Genomic DNA, 20821 nt, shown 5'->3' with positions numbered 1-20821 from the left:
GTGTTCAACTCCACCCCCAAAACTGCAACCACCAACCATGCCCGACCAGCCCGACGCCCAACAGTAGGCAAAACCATGCACCCGTGCGCGGCACCAGGGCAATATCCTTGAGTTGCCGCCATCCCAGCCACAAGCACCAGCCCATCGCGGTGGCCAGTAACAGCCCCCGCGCCGGCTGCACCCAGTCCAGCAATAGCCCTTCGTAGCGCAGCAACTTCACCGTGGTCGCCGACAGCCCCAGAAACAGCCCCGCACCACCGAGTGGCGTAAGGGTCAGCGCCAGAGGCCAATACAGTGTGCGATCACCGGCAAGGCGTGCAGCCAGGCGCAGCAGGATCAGCAACCCACCGCCGATCAGCAATGAAGAGGCCCCCAGATAAACCACAATGCAAAAACCATCCAGCCAACTGAAGCTGTCATTGGCTTGTGGGTAATGCGTCAGCAGCCACCAGGGCGCCGTGTCCTGCAACGGCCAGAGCCAATCGCGCTCCACCAGCCACTGCGCGAGAAACTGCTTGAGACCAATAAACCATGGGCTGACCGTCCACTGAAACGCGCCCATCGCCAAGCCGATCACACCAAACAGCAACAGCCGCGCATCCCACACTGATGCTGGCCTGTGCGGCGCCTGGAGGATTTCTTCGTTACACGAGCGAGCGATCAACCGCACCGCGCCGCGTTGCCCGCTGCAACGCCCACAGGCATGGCAAGTGCTGGCGCCTTGCAGGCGACGGATGTCCAGCAAGGGGGCGCAATTGGGCAATGGCAGGCGTGGGCCATCGTTGGCTTTCCAGCGTTGTTCGTCCACCTGGAAATGCATCGGCGCCAGACGGGCGAGGAGGGCGAAGACGCCGCTGACCGGGCACAGGTAGCGACACCAGACCCGCTTGCCACGCCCGAACAGCAAGCCGACGATCACCGCCGCGACCGTGGAACCGCCGAGGATTAGCAACGCCGCCTGGGCGTAGTCATAGACGCTGATCAACTGGCCATAGAGGGTGGTCAGGAAAAACCCTAACGTCGGCCAGCCACCCCAGCGCAGGCTGCCGGGAATGCGCAGGCCGCGACCATGGTGGCTGGCCCATTCGCTGAGCGATCCTTCCGGACAGAGCACGCCGCACCACAGGCGCCCAAACAGCACTATCGACAGCAGCACAAACGGCCACCAGATACCCCAGAACAGAAATTGCGCCAGCAGCGCCAGGTTATCCAGTATCCGTGCCTGGCTATCGGGCAAAGGCAGTAGCGTGGGGAGCAACAGCAGGCCGGCGTAGAACAGCACCACTGTCCATTGTGCGAGGCGAATCAGCCGGGCATGACGGCGCATGCCGTCGCCAAAACGTTGCAACCAGGGGGTATTCACAATGACGCTCGACGGGTCTGATGCAGGCCGCAGCCCACCAGTAACCAGTAGCCAGCGAGCACCAGCAGGGTAACGACGCTGGGTGTCGCTCGGTAACCGGCAAACCCGGCGAGTACGGCGCCGACACCATGACTGTCGCTGAGCAGGACGCTGCTGTCCCACCAGGCTTCACCGAAGCTTGCGTAGACCCATTCGGGCATGTCCATCGCCAGCAATTGCCCGCCAATGCGCTCAGCGGCGGCCACCAGCAAGGCGGCGCCCAGCAGCAACAGCAGGGCTTCGCTGAGGGCGAAAAAGCGTGACCAGGAGATGAAACGACGGGTGCTGCGTAACAGCATCACCGTCAAGCCCGCCAGTATCAGCCCCAATACGCCGCCGAGAGCGAACAGACCCAGCGCCGGGCCGTGCAAGTGTGCGCCGGCGCCGAACAGGAAGACCACGGTTTCGCTGCCTTCGCGACTGACCGCCAACAGCGCCAGTAACAACAATCCCAGGCCGCCCTGGCGTGCCAAGCGCTGGTCGGCGTCCCGCAGCAGCGTGTGCTTGAGAGTGGGGCCGTGGCGGTGCATCCAAAACACCATTTGCACCATCAACAGGCTGGCGACCAGGGTCAGCCCGGCCTGGAACCATTCGCCGCTGGCGCCGCTCATGGCGTCGCCGGCCCATAGCATCATGCCGGCCAGTAGCCCGGAGCACAGCAGCCCCAGGATCACGCCCGCCCACAGGAAGCGGCCCAGGCGCGAGCCGTCGGGTCGCTGGCTGATCCAGGCCTGGAGGATGCCGATCACCAGCAACGCCTCGACGCTTTCGCGCCAGACGATAAACATTGATTGATTCATCAAACGCTCCAGGGCCGTTATTGGGCGAGGATGCTGCCTTCGGGCAACTGTGAATTGAATTCGTCGAAGAATGGGTACTCGCCAGGCTTGAGGGGATGGATCACCACAAAGGTGGTCACTCCCGGCGACAGCACCTTTTCCACCCGTAACGGCGTACTTTCAAACTCGGCCGGGCCCTGGCCGATGTTCTTGAGCACGATCTTGAAGCGCTCCCCGGCGGGCACCTTGAGTTGCGCCGGGCTGAAGTGACCGTCTTGCAGGGTCAGTTCATAGGTGGGCAACGGTGCAGCCAGGGCCGTGCTGCCGGCCACCAGCATCAGGCCGCCCAAAACCAGGGAGCGGGTCATTCAATAACCGCCTTTTTTGCCGATGCCGGCGTAGACGAACTCGTAGTGCAACTCGCAACGCTCGAACCAGGGAGCGACGCCGGTTTCCTTGTCGGTGTGGCGGCCCAGGGAGGCGTGACCACTGGGCGGCAGGACGGTGAAGGTCAGCTTGTACTTGCCAGGACCTTGCAGTTTGACGTTGTCGCCGTAGTGCGGACCGTCATTGGCCACCATGGCGTGGAAGTCACCGCTGATGGGGGTGGCGCTGCCTTGTTTTTCCAGACGGAATGACACGGTCAGGTAAGGCACGAAGCTGCCTTCCTGGAAACCTTGCTGGTTGTCGGCGGTGGCGCGGATATCGGCTTCCAGGTGCACGTCGGAATCGGCGGTGGCGCGCATCATGCCTGCGGGCGCCATTTCAATCGGTTGCAGGTACACCGCGCCGACTTCCAGCCCTGGACACATCTGCGGTTCGCCAATGGGGTACTCCTTGGCGAAGGCTATGGATGTCGACAACAGCAGGGCCAGTGACAGCGTGAAGGGGATACGCATGGAGTGCTTCCTGACAGGGAAAAATTGTGAACCCGAGTCTAGAAACTTTCGCTGTAAATAATAATGATTCCCGTCAAGTTTTCAGGGGATATTTACCTGGCGGTTCTTGACGTTGATCAAGGTCGTGAAACCATCGTGGCGCTAGGCTCGACTCACTGCCCGCCACTGTGGAGCCAGGTCATGGCCAAGCCCTTTCCCCTGCATCCCAAGCATCCCGAACGTATCTGCTGGGGCTGCGACCGCTACTGCGCGACCACTGACCTGGCTTGTGGCAATGGCGCCGACCGCACCATGCATCCGGCAGAGATGATCGGGGACGACTGGTACTTGCATGGCGACTGGGGGATTGATCCGTTGATTGCCTCCGACAAGGTGCCCGAGCCTGTCTGACAACAGCGTTGGACATTGGCCTCCCGTGTTGGCAGCGTCCTTCGACTGCGCCAAGGCCGGGCGGCCGCTTCCCCCCGGCAGTTCCTCAAAACGTCACCACCGGGAGCCGATCCCGAACAGGCGCTGCTCAGTTGGAACTGAGCCGTGGCCTGCAATTTTTAATGAACCCTCGCGCCCGTTGCCTGACCTAAGCCTTGAGACCTCAGGAGGTGAATCATGCAAATAGAATACGTTTGGATCGTTCTGGCGGCGCTATTGGTGCTGTCGGAGTTATGGGCGATCAATTGTGTACTGCGCAGTGGCAGTCGCTCCGAGACCAGATTGCTATGGGTGGTGGTAATTGTATTTGCTCCGCTGCTGGGGTTGATTCTCTGGGCAGTCACCGGGCCAAAAGTCGTGACCAAAGGGGCGTCCGGCCCTGGGCACAGCAACAGCTGACAGGGAATGGGCAAAGCAAACAGGCGCCGAGGCGCCTGTGTTCTTGAGCGTTACCGACACCATTGCACGCTGGGGACGAAGGCACTATTGGCGATACCCATGCCCGCCACAGCCGGTTACTCTCGGGGCTCAGTTCAGGGAGAGGTGGCATCGATGACGCTGATCACTACGATCGAAGACTTGCGTAAGCTGGCACAAAAACGCGTACCGCGAATGTTCTATGACTACGCCGACTCTGGCTCGTGGACCGAGAGTACCTACCGTGCCAATGAAACGGATTTTGCCCAGATCAAATTTCGTCAGCGGGTGGCACGCAATATCGACGAGCGCTCGATACGCACCACCATGATCGGCCAGGACATGGCCATGCCGGTGGCACTGGCTCCCACCGGGCTTGCCGGCATGCAGCATGCCGATGGCGAAATCCTCACCGCCCGTGCGGCTGCGGCGTTTGGCCTGCGTTATACCTTGTCGACCATGAGCATCTGCTCGCTTGAGGACATTGCCGAACACGTCGGCAAGCCGTTCTGGTTCCAGCTGTATGTGATGCGCGACCGCGCCTTTATCGAACAATTAATTGAGCGTGCCAAGGCCGCTGGCGTTGATGCGCTGGTGTTGACCCTGGACCTGCAAATCCTCGGGCAACGCCACAAGGACCTGGTCAACGGCCTGTCGGCGCCGCCCAAGCTGACCCTGCCCAATATCCTCAACATGATGACCAAGCCTCGTTGGGCCATGGGCATGCTCGGCACCAAGCGCCACGGTTTCGGCAATATCGTCGGTCACGTCAAGGGCGTGGCGGACATGAGTTCCCTGTCGTCCTGGACGGCCCAGCAATTCGACCCACGCCTGAGCTGGGCCGATGTCGAATGGATCAAGCGTTGCTGGGGCGGCAAGTTGATCATCAAGGGCATTCTCGATGTGGAAGATGCTCGGCTGGCGGCGAATTCCGGCGCCGATGCCCTGGTGGTGAGCAACCACGGCGGGCGTCAGCTCGATGGCGCGCCGTCGAGCATCAGCCAGTTGCCGGCCATCGTCGAGGCGGTGGGTGAACGCATCGAAGTGTGGCTCGACGGCGGCATTCGTTCCGGCCAGGACGTGCTCAAGGCCATGGCCCTGGGCGCCAAGGGCACGATGATCGGTCGCCCGCATTTGTATGGCTTGGGGGCGATGGGTGAAGCGGGTGTCACCAAGGCCCTGGATATCATTGCGCGGGAGCTGGATGTGTCAATGGCGTTGTGCGGCTATAACGATATTCGCAATGTGAACCGGGAGATTTTGCTGCCGGGCACTTTCCCCCAATAAAAATGCTTCCAGCGCAAAAAGAGTTGTCCACGAAAACCGTGGGTATCTCTGTGGATAACCTTGCGCGAGCCCGGTGGGGGTGGCTATTTGACGTAAGGTTAATATTTGATCAGGCGCCGTTGCAGGCCCGTATAGGGCGGGCTTGCGCTTGACACGCGCAGGCAAAACCGGTGCCGGATCAGCTTATGTCGCGTTGCCGCCGCGTGTAGGAACAGGCCCGGCGACCTGCTCGGGCATCTTCGCTTGCAGCAAGCCATTAAGGGCTTGGCGATACGACACGGGTTCAGGACAGATGCCTAGGCCATCTGGACGCGGTTGCGTCCCCGGTCCTTGGCCCGATACAGGGCTTGATCGGCTTGCGAAAGCAGGCGCGAAAGGTCGTAGCAAACCGGGGTCGTCGTTACGACGCCGATGCTCACACTCAGAAATCCCGGTGCCAACAGGTCCAGGTTGGCAAACCCCTGGCGAATGCGCTCGGCCACGTGGATGGCGCCTTGTTTATCGGTGTCGGCCAGCAGGCAAGCAAATTCTTCCCCACCAATGCGGGCGAACAGGTCGTTTTTGCGCAACGCTGACTGGGTCACTCGGCTGAAGGCAATCAACGCCTGGTCGCCCATGGGATGGCCAAAACTGTCGTTCAAACGCTTGAAGTGGTCCAGGTCACAGAGCAGCAGCGCCACGCTGGTGGCGCGTTGCTGGCTGTTGGTTAACAGTTGCTCGCCGTAGAGCATGAAGGCCCGGCGATTGCCGATTCCCGTCAGCACGTCGCTGAAGGCGGCGGCCTTGAACCGCAGTTCGGCCCGCTCCTTGACCATTGCCAGGGTTACGTAGGCAATGCCGATGGCATACAACATGGATTCAAACAGCATGAAGGAAAAAAACGATACCCCTTCACCCATCAAGGCATGCTCGCTCTTGATGGGCAGCCCTCGATCGATGAGGCTACGCATGCCGTAGAAAGAGGTGTGCCAAACGGTCAGGACCAGCGCCGGCATGTAGGCGACTTCAAGGGCCTTGCGATGACGCCACAGCTCCAGGGCCGACAGCACGCCATAGCTGGCCGCCAGTATCGAATACAGGGAGACCCGTGCGGACATTGAGCTGTAGAACTGCGGCACCAGGCACATCACCAGCCACAGGCCGGCGCCACCAAGGATGCCCGGCACACAGGGTTGGCGCCCGACAAACAGGCGCATGGCCGTCCAGTTCATTGCGGCGCTCAACAGCAGCACAATGTTACCCAGGGTCAGCGCAACGAAATCCATGCCCACGCCGCGCACTACGATCAGTACTGTGCCCAGGGAGGCGAGCAGCAGCATGACACCCAGGTAGCCCAGGGTTGGTTCACGCACGCGGCTCCAGGCGTGAACGGTCAGCAGACCCATCAGGCAAAAAATGAACACCGAGACCATCAGCAGTGTTGGAATGTGCAGCATCATGTCCTTGACCCCGCAAACGCACTGTCGAGATACCCCCTGACGGACGCCAGGAAGTGGCGCAGCCTGGCTCTTGAGCCATCAGCGGGATGAAGATGGGGCGCGATTGTAGCCGGATCTACGGGGTGTTGCGCCATCGTCCGCTTGACGATGCGCGAGCGGCAACGACATGCTCCACATCCCAAGGGAAAAAGGCCTGGTCATGGACAACAGCTCTGTACGCATCACTGCTGAAGAAACCCTCTCGGACAACTGGTACCTGCTGAAAAAATACAGCTTCGACCTACGTCGTCGAGACGGCAGCTGGCAGGCACAGACCCGCGAGGTCTACGACCGTGGCAACGGCGCAACCATCCTGCTGTACAACGCCCTGCAACGCACCGTGCTGTTGATCCGCCAGTTCCGTATGCCGACGTTCGTCAACGGCCACGATGGCTACCTGATCGAATCCGCGGCGGGGTTGCTTGACAACGCCAGCCCCGAGGAACGCATTCGCCTGGAAGCAGAGGAAGAAACCGGCTACCGGGTCGGGCATGTGGAAAAGATCTATTCGGCCTTTATGAGCCCAGGCTCGGTGACCGAACGCATTCATTTCTTTATCGGCCAATACCAGCCCAGTGACCGTGTGGGGGATGGCGGTGGCCTGGAAGAAGAGGGCGAAGATATCGAGGTGTTGGAGCTGGGGTTTGAAGAGGCCATTGCCATGGTGGAACGTGGTGAGATCGTTGATGGCAAGACCATCATGTTGCTGCAGTACCTGGAGTTGCGGTTGCTCAAGGCCGCGTTGTCTGCGGATTAACGGTGTGGTGAGTGGCCTTGGCCCCCCACCACAAAAGTCATCCATCAGGCATAACCGGTGTGTTTGCCTACGGTGACGCGGCATTTCCGCAGGTTCGGTAGCGCGTGCGGCGATGTTGCTGCATTTGAGCAATAGCCTGGAGCGGATGATGGGGGAGTGAGGGGCATTTTCTTCAATACCTGATCGGCAAGGCGCTTTATCGTGTTTGTCATACCCACCTGACAAAACAAAAGGTAAGCGCAATGAGTTTGATCATGTCCATGGCCGCCTTCGCACTGGCTACCTCCATTACACCGGGGCCGGTGAACGTGGTGGCCTTGAGTTCGGGGGCGCGTTTTGGTTTTGGCGCGAGCCAGAAGCATGTGGCCGGGGCATCCCTTGGATTCACCTTGCTGCTGGTGTTGATTGGCCTGGGGTTGCATGAGCTGTTGGTGCGCTGGCCGGTGCTGACTCAGGGCATTCAATGGGCCGGCGTCGCCTTCTTGCTCTATATGGCCTACAAGCTGGCGGTGGACGATGGGCGGCTCGATGCCGAAACCACAGCAACGGCTCCATCAATGCTCTACGGCGCGATTATGCAATGGCTCAATCCCAAGGCTTGGCTGGCTTGTGTCGCGGGGATGGGGCTGTTCGCCGCTCAGGGAGAGGCCAGGCAGGTCTGGCAATTGGCGGCGGTGTATCTGGTGGTCTGTTATCTATCGGTGGCGTGCTGGGCCTACGTCGGGACGTTCTTTCGCCGTTACCTGAGTAATGCCCGTGGCATGCGCCTGTTCAACCGAGTGATGGCGCTGTTGCTGGTGATCAGCGTGGTGTACCTGCTGCTGGCCTGACTCAGCCGCGATACTGCCCTGGCGTGGCCGCCAAGTGCTGCTTGAAGGCACGTTGGAAATGCGCCTGGTCGGCAAAGCCCGCGGCCAGTGCCACGTCGGCGATCAACTGGCCGTCGCGCAGTTGGGCGCGGGCAAACTGGATGCGCCGGTTAACCAGGAACGCATGGGGCGTCATGCCGTAATACTGTTTGAACGCCCGGATCAGGTACGACGGCGACAGCTGCGCCGCCTGGCAGATGTCTTCCAGTTTCAGCGCCTCGGTGCAATGTTCGCGGATGTACTCGGCGGCCCGTTCCAGCTTGTGGTTGACCTCACGTACAACGGTTGTCGCCGGGTTCAGGCGTAACTGCACCTCACTGAAAAAACTCACCACCGCGCTCTGCTTGTGCAAGTGCTCGGCCTGCTCGTCCACCAATACTTCATACAGCTCGTTCAGACCGCCAAATAGCACGGGGTCGCGAGTGTGGGTGGTGGTGAACTGACGAAAGTCCAGCTCGGTGCTGAACCCCAATTGATGCTGCAGATCGGTCAGCCAGGGCGTGTCGATATACAGCATGTGATAGGACCAGGGCTGGTCGTCGATGGGATTGCAGGCGTGGACGTCGCCGGGGTTCATCAGGACCACGGTGCCGGCGCTGATCTGGAAAGTAGACGAACCGTGGATATACAGGCTCTGCCCGGCGATGATTGCGCCAATCGAAAAGTGCTCGTGGGAATGCCGGGTGTAGCAGACCTTGCGACCATCGGCGATGGTCCGGGCCTCGATGAAAGGCAGGCTGTCGTCGCGCCAGAAGCGCGGCGACCGCGAAGGTTGATCAGTGGCGTTCAGCGACATGTCCGTAGCTCCATCCCGAGCAAGGTCGAGCCTGGAACATTACACAGCCTTGCGCTGAATCGCCACGTGCATCAGGTCAGAAGTCCCACTTGGTCGCCAGTTGCAGGCTGCGGGGCTCGCCATAGAAGCCGGTGCCAAAGTTGCCCAGGCCCGTGTAGTACTTTTTGTCGAAGGCATTCTTGACGTTCAAGGTGGTGCTCAAATGCTCGTTGAAGCGATAGCGCGCCATCAGGTCCACCAGGAAGTAGCTGTCCTGGGTGATACGTTCGTATTGACCGAAGTTGACCGGGTCATTGGGATTGGGCTGGAACACGTTGCCGAAGAACTCGCTCTGCCAGTTCACGCCGGCGCCCAGCGTCACGTTCTCCAGGGCGCCCGGCAGGCGATAGGAGTTGAACAGGCGCACCACTTGCTGCGGCGTGGTGGTTTGCAGGACTGAGCTGTAGACGTAGTCGTTGTTGGCATCGCGAGTGTGCTGGTAGGTGTAGCCGGCCGAGACATTCCAGCCATCGAGCACTTCACCGGCCAGTTCCACTTCGAAACCCTTGGTGGTGGCGCCGGCAATCGGGCGATACACCGAGTCGGTTTCAAAGCCGGAGACGTATTGGGCAACGTTGTCCTGCTCGATGCGGAAGGCGGCGAAACTGGCATTCAGACGACCGTCGAAAAATGCGGCCTTGAGGCCGGCTTCGTAGGTGTCGCCTTCGATTGGGTCAAGCAGTTTGCGGTCGACGTCCTTACTGTTTTGTGGCTGGAAGATCTTGGTGTAGCTGGTGTACACCGACCAGATGTCGTTGAGGTCGTAGACAATACCGGCATACGGGGTGACGACGCCGGTCTGCTTGTAACTGGTGCGGTTATCGGCAGTCGCCGGGTCGTAGAAATCGGTGTTGTCGTTGCTGCTGAAGTTGCTGACCCGTGTGCCAAGGATCACCGACAAGTCATCGGTGGGCTTCAGTCGGGTGGCCAGATAGGCACCGGTCTGGCGCTCGACGATGTCGGTCTGGCCACTGCGCGGGATGTTCGGTTTCAGGTATTCGCCGCGCCAGTCATAAATGCTGCCACCCACTGGCGGGTAGATCGAGCCGTAGACCGGAATGTCCTGTTTCGAGCGGGTGGCCATGAAGCCCATGATCAACTCGTGCTCGCGGCCAAACAGGCTGAACGGGCCGTTGAGGTTGACGTCCAGGGTGTTCTGCACCTGATCGCCCTTGTACTTGCCCATGAACATGTACATGCCGTCGCCGGTGACCTGGTCCGGGTTGCCGCCACTGGCGGAGGCGAGCAGGGTGTCGTGCTGGCTGCGCTTGCGGTCCAGGCTGACTTTCAGCGACCAGTCGTTGGCCAGTTTTTGTTGCACCGAGGCGAAGAGCGTCTGGTTCTGGAAGTCGCGGCGGCTCCAGTCGGCGGCCGGGTTGAAGGACCGGGAGAAATTAGTCCGATTGCCGTTGCTGAAATACATCGGGAACCCGGTCCAGCTGGCGCCACGGGAGCGGGTGTCCTGCTGGTCGATGCCGAAGGTCAGCAAGGTGTCCGGCGTCAGGTCGGCTTCGAGGATGCCGTAGGAGATATCCTTGGTGTTCTGGTAGTGGTCCAGGTAGGACGAGCGATCCTGATAGACCCCGACAAAGCGCCCGCGCACGTTGCCCGATTCGGTCAGCGAGCCGGAAATATCGCCTTCGGTGCGGTAGTTGTCCCAGGAGCCGACGGTGCCGGTCACCGAGGCCTTGAATTCCTTGGTGGGCTTTTTGCGGATCAGGTTGACCGTGGCCGATGGGTCGCCAGCGCCGGTCATCAGGCCCGAAGAACCCTTGATGATTTCCAGGTGATCGTAGACGGCCATGTCGGTGCTGGTGGTGCCATAGTCATACACACCGTCGTAGGTGGAGTTGACGCCGTCGTACTGGAAGTTGGTGATCGGCAGGCCACGGCTGGAGAACTCCCAGCGCTCACTGTCGTAGTTCTGCACGCTGACGCCCGGCGCGCGGCGCAGGGTGTCGGCGATGCTGTTGGAACCCTGGTCGTCCATTTGCTGGCGGGTAATCACCGTCACCGATTGTGGTGTCTCGCGGATCGATAGCGGCAAGCCGGTGGCCGAAGACATCGAACCAGTGGTGTAGGAGTGACTGTCTTCGGTGGTGGCGTCCAGGCCCTGGCCGGAGATGGTGGTAGCGCCCAGTTCCAGGGCGCCGGTGCTGACAGGCGCCAGTTCCAGCACGTAGCCGTTGTTGCCCTGGGGTAGGGCTTGCAGGCCACTGCCTTGCAACAGGCGCTGCAAACCGCTGGCCGGTGTGTAGCTGCCACTGAGACCTGGGCTGGTTTTGCCGGTGGCCAGGCTGTTGTGACCGGCGATGAAAATTCCCGACTGCTCGGCAAAGCGGTTCAACACGCTGACCAGGGAGCCAGCGGCGATGTTGTAGCTGCGGGTGGCTTCTTGGGTCGATGGCGCTTCGGCGGACTGGACATTGAGCGAGCCCAGGCAGAGCAGGGTAGCGGTGATGGCCAGCGCCAACGGACGTACAGCGAAAGCAGCGGGTTGCGACATGGAGGGTTTCCCTTTTTTCCAGGCGTTGGATCAAGTCGTTCGGTGAATACGAAAGCGTCTGCTGGGTTAACCGAACGAGCGTTGGAAAAGGGAACTGATAACGGAAACTTTTTTATGCCGAAGGGTTTTTTGGCCCGACCGTGACCCACCATGGCATGAGTATGTCCACGCGAATCGGCAGTGCGGCTTGCAGTAGGTGCAGCGCGTGATTGCTGTCCTTGAGGGGGAATGAGCCCATCACCGGCAGTTGTGCCACCGCCGGATCGCAACCCAGATGGCCTGGGCGATAGCGATTGAGCTCGACGATCAGCTTGCCGAGAGGGAGGTTGTCCGCCAGCAACACGTCGCGGCTCCAGGATTCGCGGGTGGCGGACGCTAGCGAGGTGGCGTTGAATCCGTTGCGGGTGAATGTCACCTGCTGCCCGGCCTCGATAATTCGCACCTGCTGGCTGGCGGCGGTGCGCACTTCGACTCGGCCCTCAAACACATTGAGGGCAGTGCTGTCGCCGTCTTGCAAGACACTGAAGCGGGTGCCTAGTGCGCGCAGGCGGCCCTGCTCGGTCTCCACCAGGAACGGACGGTTCCCATCCTTGGCGGTCTCGATCAGCACTTCGCCAAAGCGCAGGTACAGCAAGCGTTGAGCGGTATCAAAGCGCACATCCAGGGCGCTCAATGCGTTGAGCCATACGTGGCTGCCATCTACCAGCAGCGTTTCGCGGGTTTCACCGCTGGCGGTGGCATAGTCTGCACTCCAGCCGCCCACCAGCCGGGGCAGGGCGGTGTTGCGCCAGGTGCCCCAGGCCAGCGTTGAACCTGCGCACAGCACCAGCAGGGCCTTGAGGGCCTGGCGCCGGGAGCTGCGCAGGGCGCGGCTGGCGCCATGGGACTCCTCGGCCAGCGGCGCAAAGCGTTGGCTGACACGCTCCACATAACGCCAGGCAGCCTGGTGCTCAGGACTTTGCCCCAGCCAGGTCTGCCAGTGTTGCTGTGCCTGCGCGCCCACCGGCTGATCCTGCAGGCGTACGTACCATTGCGCGGCCTGTTCAAGGCTGGCGTGGCTGAGTTCTCCAGGGCTGTTCATTCCACCAGCATCCCGTCCAGTTCCGCTTCCAGCACCGCGCAATGCAGCAGCGCCTGGGCCAGGTACTTTTTCACCATCCGTTCACATACCCCGAGCTGAATGCCGATTTGCTTGTAGGGCATTGCGTGCAACTGGGCCAGCAGGAAGGCCTCGCGGACCTTCTGGGGCAGGCGAGCCAGCATCGCGTCCACTTCGTAGAGGGTCTCGACGATGATTGCCCGTTGTTCCGGTGATGGCTGTACGGCTTCAGGGCGTGCAGCGAGACTTTGCAGCCAAGCCTGTTCCAGCTGTCGCCGGCGCCAGTGATCAATGCACAGGCCACGGGCGATGGTGGCCAGATAGGAGCGCTCGCGCATTTCACCAGCCTCGGCCGGTGGGCGCTTGAGCACGCGGATAAACGTGTCGTGGGCCAGGTCAGCCGCATCCCAACGGTTGCTCAGGCGCCGACGCAACAGCCCCAGTAGCCAGGAATGGTGAGTGCCATAGAGTAGGCTGAATGAGGTAGGCGAGGTCGACACAATATCCATCCGGCACAAATGCCTTGGTGTAAATAGGAATTGGTCGCGATTAAAGCAAAGAGGCGAAAACAGTGCAAATGATATTGGTTTGCTTTTGGGTGTATTTCCTCAGAGTCCGTTGCCGCTACAGGGGGATAGATTCAGGGGCGCTCTGTGCACGGCACCAGAAACGCCGCCTCCAGTAACTGCCGGGTATACGCATGCTTAGGATCGGCGAAGATCGCTTGCGCATCACCCTGTTCCACCACTTGCCCATGCTTGACCACCATCAACTGGTGACTCAAGGCCTTGACCACCGCCAAGTCATGGCTGATGAACAGGTAGGTCAGGTTGTACTTGGCCTGCAGGTTGCGCAGCAGTTCTACCACCTGGCGCTGCACCGTGCGGTCCAGGGCCGAGGTCGGTTCGTCCAGCAGGATCAGCCTTGGCTTGAGCACCAGTGCCCGGGCGATGGCGATGCGCTGGCGTTGACCACCGGAGAATTCATGGGGGTAACGGTGGCGGGTTTGCGGGTCCAGGCCGACTTCCTTGAGGGCAGCGATAATCGCTTCCTCCTGTTCGGCCGGGCTGCCCATCTTGTGAATGCGCAGGCCTTCGCCAACGATCTCGCTGACGCACATGCGTGGGCTCAAACTGCCGAATGGGTCCTGGAACACCACCTGCATTTCCCGGCGCAATGGTCGCACCTGTTGTTGGGTGAGGCGATCCAGTTGCTGGCCTTCGAAGCGAATACCGCCCTTGCTACCGATCAGCCGCAGGATAGCCAGGCCTAGTGTCGACTTGCCCGAACCGCTTTCACCGACGATGCCCAGGGTTTGGCCCTGGGGCAGGCTGAAGTTGATGCCGTCTACCGCCTTGACGTAATCGACGGTAGTGCGCAGAAACCCCTTCTTGATCGGGAACCAGACCTTCAGGTCATCGACCTCCAGCAATGGCGGGCCGATGACATTGGTGGCTGGCAAGCCGCTGGGCTCGGCGGCCAGCAGTTCCTGGGTATAAGGGTGCTGCGGTGACTGAAATAGCGTTTCGCAATCAGCCTGCTCGACGATACAGCCGCGCTGCATCACGCATACCCGGTGGGCAATGCGCCGCACCAGGTTCAAGTCGTGGCTGATCAACAGCAAGGCCATGCCCAACCGTGCCTGCAGCTCCTTGAGCAGCTCCAGGATCTTCAACTGCACGGTCACGTCGAGGGCGGTGGTCGGCTCGTCGGCGATCAGCAGTTCCGGCTCGTTGGCCAGGGCCATGGCGATCATCACCCGCTGGCGCTGACCGCCGGACAGTTCGTGGGGCAAGGCCTTGAGGCGCTTGTGGGGCTCGGGGATGCCCACCAGCTCCAGCAGCTCCAGGGTGCGTATGGTGGCGGCCTTGCCGGTCAGGCCCTTGTGCAGGCCCAGCACTTCGTTGATCTGCTTCTCGATGGAATGCAGCGGGTTCAACGAGGTCATCGGCTCCTGGAAGATCATCGCAATGCGGTTGCCGCGAATATTCCGGATGGTTTTTTCTTTCAGGGTCAGTAAGTCTTGCCCGGCGTACTGGATAGTGCCGGACGGATGCCGCGCCAGCGGGTAGGGCAGCAGGCGCAGGATCGAGTGAGCGGTCACCGATTTACCAGAGCCGCTTTCGCCCACCAGTGCCAGGGTTTCGCCGCGCTTGATATCAAAACTCACGCCATCGACCACGCGCTGGTGGTTGGCGCCCACCACGAACTCGACAGAGAGGTCGCGGACTTCGATCAGATTGTCCTGATTCATCTCATTTCCTCGGGTCGAAGGCATCGCGAGCGGACTCGCCGATAAACACCAGCAAACTCAACATGATCGCCAGCACGGCAAAGGCACTCATGCCCAGCCACGGCGCTTGCAGGTTGGATTTACCCTGGGCCACCAACTCACCCAAAGACGGCGAACCGGCTGGCAGGCCAAAGCCCAGGAAGTCCAGGGCGGTCAGGGTACCGATGGCGCCAGTCAGAATGAACGGCATGAAAGTCATGGTCGAGACCATGGCGTTGGGCAGGATATGGCGGAACATGATCGCGCCATTCTGCATGCCCAGGGCCCTGGCCGCGCGCACGTACTCCAGGTTGCGCCCACGCAGGAACTCGGCGCGCACCACGTCCACCAGGCTCATCCAGGAAAACAGCAGCATGATCCCCAGCAACCACCAGAAGTTCGGTTGCACGAAACTGGCGAGGATGATCAGCAGGTACAGCACCGGCAAGCCCGACCAGATCTCCAGGAACCGCTGCCCGACCAAGTCGACCCAGCCGCCATAGAAACCCTGCAACGCGCCGGCCACCACGCCGATGATCGAGCTGAGTACCGTCAATGTCAGGGCAAACAGTACCGAAATACGAAAACCGTAAATCACGCGCGCCAGCACATCGCGGCCCTGGTCGTCGGTGCCCAGCAGGTTGTCCGCTGAAGGCGGGGCCGGGGCCGGGACTTTCAGGTCGTAGTTGATGCTCTGGTAGCTATAAGGGATCGGCGCCCACAGGGTCCAGGCGTCTTTGGCCTTGAGCAGCTCACGGATGTACGGACTTTTGTAGTTGGCTTCCAGGGGGAATTCGCCGCCGAAGGTGGTTTCCGGGTAGCGTTTGAGGGCTGGGAAATACCAGTCGCCGTCGTAATGCACCGCCAGCGGTTTGTCGTTGGCGATCAGTTCGGCGCCCAGGCTTGCGCCGAACAAAATCAGGAACAGCCACAGCGACCACCAGCCACGCTTGTTGGCCTTGAAGCGCTCGAAACGACGGCGATTGAGGGGGGATAGATTCATCTCAATGCTCCCGGCTTTCGAAGTCGATGCGTGGGTCCACCAGGGTGTAGGTGAGGTCGCCGATCAGCTTCACCACCAGCCCCAGCAAGGTGAAGATAAACAGCGTGCCGAACACCACCGGGTAGTCGCGGTTGATCGCCGCTTCAAAACTCATCAGGCCCAGGCCGTCGAGGGAGAAGATCACTTCCACCAGCAACGAGCCGGTAAAGAAGATGCCGATAAACGCCGAAGGAAAACCGGCGATCACCAGCAGCATGGCGTTGCGAAACACATGGCCATAGAGCACGCGATGGCTGGTCAGGCCCTTGGCCTTGGCGGTCACCACGTATTGCTTGTTGATCTCGTCGAGGAAGCTGTTTTTGGTCAGCAAGGTCATGGTGGCGAAGTTGCCGATTACCAGGGCGGTGACGGGCAACGCCAGGTGCCAGAAATAATCGAGTACCTTGGCGCCCCAGCTCAACTCGTCAAAGTTATTGGAAGTCAGTCCTCGCAAGGGAAACCAGTCGAAATAACTGCCGCCGGCAAACACCACGATCAGCAGGATCGCAAACAGGAACGCCGGTATCGCATAGCCGACGATGATCGCCGAACTGGTCCAGACGTCAAAGTGGCTGCCATGGCGCGTGGCCTTGGCGATCCCCAGCGGGATCGACACCAGGTACATGATCAGGGTGCTCCACAGCCCGAGGGAGATGGACACCGGCATCTTTTCCTTGATCAGGTCGATGACCTTGGCGTCACGGAAAAAACTGTCGCCGAAATCCAGCCTGGCGTAGTTCTTGATCATGATCCACAGGCGTTCCGGCGCCGACTTGTCGAAGCCGTACATCTTCTCGATTTCCTTGACCAGCGCCGGGTCCAGACCCTGGGCACCACGGTAGCTTGCGCCCGCCACCGACACTTCGGCGCCGCCGCCGGCAATTCGGCTGGTGGCGCCTTCAAAGCCTTCGAGCTTGGCGATCATCTGCTCCACCGGGCCACCGGGAGCGGCCTGGATGATGACGAAGTTGATCAGCAGGATGCCGAACAAGGTCGGAATAATCAGCAGCAGTCGGCGAAAAATATAGGCCAGCATGTTAATCGCCTCCGCTCGCCGGATCGGCGGTTGGGTCTGTGTCCAGGGCCACGGCAGGTTTGGCATCGGGCTTGATCCACCAGGTGGCGATACCGACGTCATAGCGCGGAGGGACCTTCGGGTGGCCGAGGTGATTCCAGTAGGCCACTCGGTAGGTCTTGATGTGCCAGTTGGGGATCACGTAGTAGCCGAACTGCAGCACCCGGTCCAGGGCCTTGGCGTGGGCTATCAGGCTTTTGCGCGAGTCGGCGTCGATCAGCTCTTCCACCAACTGGTCGATGGCCGGGTCTTTCAGGCCGATGTAGTTACGGCTGCCCGGATTGTCGGCGCTGGAAGATTTCCAGAACTCACGCTGCTCGTTACCCGGTGAGGAGGATTGCGGGAAGCTGCCCACCACCATGTCGAAGTCACGGGAGCGGATGCGGTTGATGTATTGAGAGACGTCGACCCGACGAATCACCAGGTCTATCCCCAAGTCCGACAGGTTGCGCTTGAACGGCAACAAAATGCGCTCGAACTCGGTCTGGGCCAGGAGGAACTCGATGGTCACCGGCTTGCCGGTGGCGTCGACCATCTTGTCGTCGACGATACGCCAGCCGGCCTCTTGCAACAGTTGATAGGCTTCGCGCTGCTGGGTGCGGATCATGCCGCTGGCATCGGTTTTTGCCGGCTGGAAGGCTTCAGTGAATACCTGGGGCGGGATCTTGTCGCGCAGCGGTTCAAGAATTGCCAACTCTTCGGGGCCGGGCAGGCCGATGGCCGCCATGTCCGAGTTTTCAAAGTAACTGCGGCTGCGGGTGTAGGCGCCGTTGAACAGTTGCTTGTTGCTCCATTCAAAGTCCAGCAGCAGGCTGATGGCCTTGCGTACGCGCACATCCTGGAACATGGGTTTGCGAATATTGAAGACGAAACCCTGCATCCCGGTCGGGTTGCCATTGGGGATCTCTTCCTTGATCAGCCGGCCCTGGGTGACGGCTGGAATGTTGTAGGCGTTGGCCCAGTTTTTCGCACTGATTTCCTGCCAGTAGTCGAACTGGCCGGCCTTGAGTGCTTCCAGTGCAACGGTGTTGTCGCGGTAATAGTCGGTGACTCGGTAATCGAAGTTGTACAACCCCTTGTTGATCGGCAGGTCCTTGCCCCAGTAGTCCTTGACCCGCTCGTAGCGAATCGATCGGCCGGGCTTGACCTCGACGACCTTGTACGGCCCGCTGCCCAGTGGTACCTCCAGGTTGCCCTTGGCAAAGTCCCGAGTCGCCCACCAATGCTTGGGCAGTACCGGCAACTGACCGAGGATCAGCGGCAGTTCGCGGTTGTTGGTGCGCTTGAACTTGAACAACACCCGCAGTGGGTCTTCGGCCACCACTTCGTCGACGTCAGCGTAGTAGGTGCGATAGATCGGCGAGCCTTGTTTCATCAAGGTCTGGAAGCTGAATACCACGTCTTCGGCGCGCACCGGGTGGCCATCATTGAAGCGTGCTTCGGGCCGCAGGTAGAAACGCACCCAGCTGTTGTCGGGGGCTTTTTCGATCTTGCCGGCAATCAGGCCGTATTCGGTAATGGGCTCGTCGAGGCCTTGCTGGGCGAGGGTGTCGTAGATCAGGGTGATGTTGTCCGCCGCTACGCCCTTGTTGATGAAGGGGTTGAGGCTGTCGAAACCACCCATGCTGGACTCGCGAAAGGTGCCGCCCTTGGGCGCGTCGGGATTTACATAGTCGACGTGCTTGAAATCGGCGGGGTATTTGGGCGGTTCGTCATAGAGGGTCAGGGCATGTTTCGGCGCGGCATTGGCCGCAGCACAGAACAACAGGCCACCAAGAATCACAGTACGCAAAGGTATCATTGGGCTTTCTCCGAAGCTTTCAGCCACCATGCGCTCAGGCCCAGGCTGTAGGGCGGCGTGGTGACGAAGGCGAACCGATTACGGTACGCCAGGCGATGATAGTTGAGGTACCAGTTGGGAATACTGTAGTGCTGCCAAAGCAGGACCCTGTCCAGGGCTCGGCCCGCTGCCAGTTGCTCGTCGCGGGTCTGCGCGGCCAACAGTTGTTCCAGCAGATGGTCGACCACCGGGCTGGCGATGCCCGCGTAATTCTTGCTGCCCTTGATCCCAGCCTGGCTGGAATGGAAATACTGCCACTGCTCAAGCCCCGGGCTAAGGGTCTGGTTGAGGGTCATCAGAATCATATCGAAGTCGAATTGGTCGAGCCGTTGTTTGTACTGCGCCCGGTCAACGGTGCGCAAGCGGGCGTCGATCCCGATGCTCGTCAGATTCTCCACATAAGGCTGAAGGATTCGTTCCAGGTTTGGGTTGACCAGCAGTATCTCGAAGCGCAGCGGCTGCCCCTCGCTGTTGAGCAGGCGCTGGCCGGAAAGCTTCCAGCCGGCTTCGGCCAGTAGCGCCAGGGCGCGACGCAGGGTGTCTCGGGGAATGCCGCGTCCGTCGGTCTGGGGCAAACTGAAGGCCTGGGTGAAGAGGTTGGCCGGCAGTTGCTCGCGATAGGGCGAGAGCATCAGCCATTCATGGCCCACCGGGACCCCGGTGGCGGAGAATTCGCTGTTGGGGTAGTAGCTGAGCGTGCGCTTGTAGGCGCCGCTGAACAGGGTGCGATTGGTCCACTCGAAGTCGAACATTAGCCCCAGAGCTTCGCGGACCTTGGTTTGGCTGAAAGTCGGGCGTCGGCTGTTCATGAACAGACCTTGGCTCTGGGTCGGGATCTGGTGGGCAATCTGCGCCTTGATCACGTCGCCACGATTGACCGCCGGGAAGTTGTAGCCGTTGGCCCAGTTTTTCGCCTGATGCTCGATATAGATATCGAACTCACCGGCCTTGAAGGCTTCAAAAGCCACGTCGCTATCGCGGTAGAACTCCACCTCGACCTTGTTGTAGTTGTAAAAGCCACGGTTGACCGCCAGGTCCTTGCCCCAATAGTCCATGACCCGCTCGAACACCAGTTGCCGGCCCGGCTGGACCTTGGCGATCCGATAGGGCCCGCTGCCCAGCGGGGGCTCGAACGTAGTGGCCTTGAAGTCGCGGTTTTTCCAGTAGTGCTGGGGCAGCACCGGTAACTCGCCCAGGCGCAGGATCAGCAGCGGATTGCCGGCGCGCTTGAACACAAAGCGTATGCGATGACGATTGAGGATGTCTACCCGCGCCACTTCCTGAAGGTTGGTGCGGTATTGCGGGTGGCCTTCGGTCAGCAGCGTGCGATAGGAGAACGCTACGTCGTAGGCGGTGATCGGCTTGCCATCGTGGAAACGGGCTTGCGGGCGCAGGTTGAACACCACCCAACTGCGGTCCTCGCTGTATTCCACCGATTGCGCGATCAGGCCGTAGCTGGAGGTGGGTTCATCGCCGGAGGGGGCGTATTGGCCGGTCCCGACCATCAGCGGCTCGTTAAGCTCGTTGACGCCGTATTGCAGGAAATTGGCAGTGGACACCGGGCTCGTACCCTTGAAGGTATAAGGGTTGAGGGTGTCGAAGGTGCCCGCGGCCATGACCCGCAAGGTGCCGCCCTTGGGCGCTGCAGGGTTTACCCAGTCGAAGTGGGTGAATTTGGCCGGGTACTTGAGCGTGCCGAACTGCGCATAACCGTGGCTCTCGGTAATGGTGGCGTTCGCGGAAAAGCTCAAGGCCAGACTTATTAGTAGAAGGAGGGAACGCTTCAAGTCAGAGATCCGATCCAGGCGGCTTGGGCTTTATGATCGGTACAGTAA

General features: G+C 60.6%; 19 protein-coding genes. 5 read left to right on the top strand and 14 right to left on the bottom strand.

Annotated elements, in window-relative coordinates; all coding sequences use genetic code 11:
• Positions 1-4 precede the first annotated feature (4 nt).
• From ACZRJ6_RS24820 to ACZRJ6_RS24805, 4 genes are read right to left on the bottom strand one after another with little or no spacing between them, the layout of a single operon-like run.
• Entirely contained in the window at positions 5-1327 is a 1323-nt protein-coding gene (locus ACZRJ6_RS24820) for a 4Fe-4S binding protein (protein ID WP_463970522.1), read from the bottom strand.
• Positions 1328-1359: 32 nt separating this feature from the next.
• A complete protein-coding gene (locus ACZRJ6_RS24815; protein WP_463970509.1) occupies positions 1360-2202 on the bottom strand; it encodes an FTR1 family iron permease in 843 nt (280 codons plus the stop codon).
• Positions 2203-2219: 17 nt separating this feature from the next.
• A complete protein-coding gene (locus ACZRJ6_RS24810) occupies positions 2220-2549 on the bottom strand; it encodes a cupredoxin domain-containing protein (RefSeq protein WP_149414966.1) in 330 nt (109 codons plus the stop codon).
• Positions 2550-3080, bottom strand: coding sequence for an iron transporter (locus ACZRJ6_RS24805; protein ID WP_463970508.1), 531 nt, complete (start codon positions 3078-3080; stop codon positions 2550-2552).
• Between the two features lie 180 nt (positions 3081-3260).
• Between ACZRJ6_RS24805 and ACZRJ6_RS24800 the strand changes: the two genes are divergently transcribed.
• The 3 genes from ACZRJ6_RS24800 (at position 3261) to ACZRJ6_RS24790 (ending at position 5213) form a co-directional block, all read left to right on the top strand.
• Positions 3261-3470 (top strand): DUF3079 domain-containing protein, encoded by a 210-nt coding sequence (locus ACZRJ6_RS24800; RefSeq protein WP_463970521.1) that lies wholly within the window; start codon positions 3261-3263, stop codon positions 3468-3470.
• 216 nt (positions 3471-3686) lie between these two features.
• Positions 3687-3908: a PLD nuclease N-terminal domain-containing protein gene (locus ACZRJ6_RS24795; RefSeq protein WP_463970507.1), complete on the top strand. Its 222-nt coding sequence runs from the start codon at positions 3687-3689 to the stop codon at positions 3906-3908.
• Positions 3909-4061: 153 nt separating this feature from the next.
• Positions 4062-5213 (top strand): alpha-hydroxy acid oxidase, encoded by a 1152-nt coding sequence (locus tag ACZRJ6_RS24790; protein WP_463970506.1) that lies wholly within the window; start codon positions 4062-4064, stop codon positions 5211-5213.
• A gap of 296 nt (positions 5214-5509) precedes the next feature.
• Here the strand turns inward: ACZRJ6_RS24790 and ACZRJ6_RS24785 are convergent, their stop codons facing one another.
• Positions 5510-6652, bottom strand: a complete 1143-nt coding sequence (locus ACZRJ6_RS24785) for a GGDEF domain-containing protein (RefSeq protein WP_463970505.1) — start codon at positions 6650-6652, stop codon at positions 5510-5512.
• Between the two features lie 199 nt (positions 6653-6851).
• Here ACZRJ6_RS24785 and ACZRJ6_RS24780 point away from each other — a divergent pair, with 199 nt between their 5' ends.
• A complete protein-coding gene (locus ACZRJ6_RS24780; protein ID WP_463970504.1) occupies positions 6852-7448 on the top strand; it encodes a GDP-mannose pyrophosphatase in 597 nt (198 codons plus the stop codon).
• A gap of 242 nt (positions 7449-7690) precedes the next feature.
• A complete protein-coding gene (locus ACZRJ6_RS24775) occupies positions 7691-8278 on the top strand; it encodes a LysE family translocator (RefSeq protein WP_463970503.1) in 588 nt (195 codons plus the stop codon).
• 1 nt (position 8279) lies between these two features.
• On the opposite strand, the gene ACZRJ6_RS24770 is transcribed toward ACZRJ6_RS24775, so the two are convergent.
• From ACZRJ6_RS24770 to ACZRJ6_RS24730, 9 genes are all read right to left on the bottom strand, one after another.
• A complete protein-coding gene (locus ACZRJ6_RS24770) occupies positions 8280-9113 on the bottom strand; it encodes an AraC family ligand binding domain-containing protein (RefSeq protein WP_463970502.1) in 834 nt (277 codons plus the stop codon).
• Positions 9114-9189: 76 nt separating this feature from the next.
• Positions 9190-11658 (bottom strand): TonB-dependent siderophore receptor, encoded by a 2469-nt coding sequence (locus ACZRJ6_RS24765; RefSeq protein ID WP_463970501.1) that lies wholly within the window; start codon positions 11656-11658, stop codon positions 9190-9192.
• Between the two features lie 112 nt (positions 11659-11770).
• The gene (locus ACZRJ6_RS24760; protein ID WP_463970500.1) at positions 11771-12739 is read right to left on the bottom strand and encodes a FecR domain-containing protein; all 969 of its coding nucleotides are present in this window, start codon (positions 12737-12739) and stop codon (positions 11771-11773) included.
• Entirely contained in the window at positions 12736-13266 is a 531-nt protein-coding gene (locus ACZRJ6_RS24755; protein ID WP_463970499.1) for a sigma-70 family RNA polymerase sigma factor, read from the bottom strand. Before ACZRJ6_RS24755 ends, ACZRJ6_RS24760 begins: the two co-directional genes overlap by 4 nt.
• A gap of 131 nt (positions 13267-13397) precedes the next feature.
• Positions 13398-15011 carry an ABC transporter ATP-binding protein gene (locus ACZRJ6_RS24750; RefSeq protein ID WP_463970498.1) on the bottom strand — a complete coding sequence of 538 codons (1614 nt, stop codon included), beginning with the start codon at positions 15009-15011 and terminating at the stop codon, positions 13398-13400.
• Position 15012: 1 nt separating this feature from the next.
• Entirely contained in the window at positions 15013-16032 is a 1020-nt protein-coding gene (locus ACZRJ6_RS24745; protein WP_133103206.1) for an ABC transporter permease, read from the bottom strand.
• 1 nt (position 16033) lies between these two features.
• Positions 16034-17107, bottom strand: coding sequence for a microcin C ABC transporter permease YejB (locus ACZRJ6_RS24740; protein ID WP_463970497.1), 1074 nt, complete (start codon positions 17105-17107; stop codon positions 16034-16036).
• Between the two features lies 1 nt (position 17108).
• The gene (locus ACZRJ6_RS24735) at positions 17109-18947 is read right to left on the bottom strand and encodes an extracellular solute-binding protein (RefSeq protein WP_463970496.1); all 1839 of its coding nucleotides are present in this window, start codon (positions 18945-18947) and stop codon (positions 17109-17111) included.
• The gene (locus ACZRJ6_RS24730) at positions 18944-20773 is read right to left on the bottom strand and encodes an extracellular solute-binding protein (RefSeq protein WP_463970495.1); all 1830 of its coding nucleotides are present in this window, start codon (positions 20771-20773) and stop codon (positions 18944-18946) included. The genes ACZRJ6_RS24735 and ACZRJ6_RS24730 overlap by 4 nt, the downstream gene beginning before the upstream one ends.
• Positions 20774-20821: the final 48 nt, after the last annotated feature.

The sequence above is a fragment of the Pseudomonas sp. C321 genome (genome assembly GCF_055407105.1).
The sequence above is the reverse complement of the archived record's forward strand: the minus strand, read 5'-3'. Positions and strand labels throughout refer to the sequence as shown.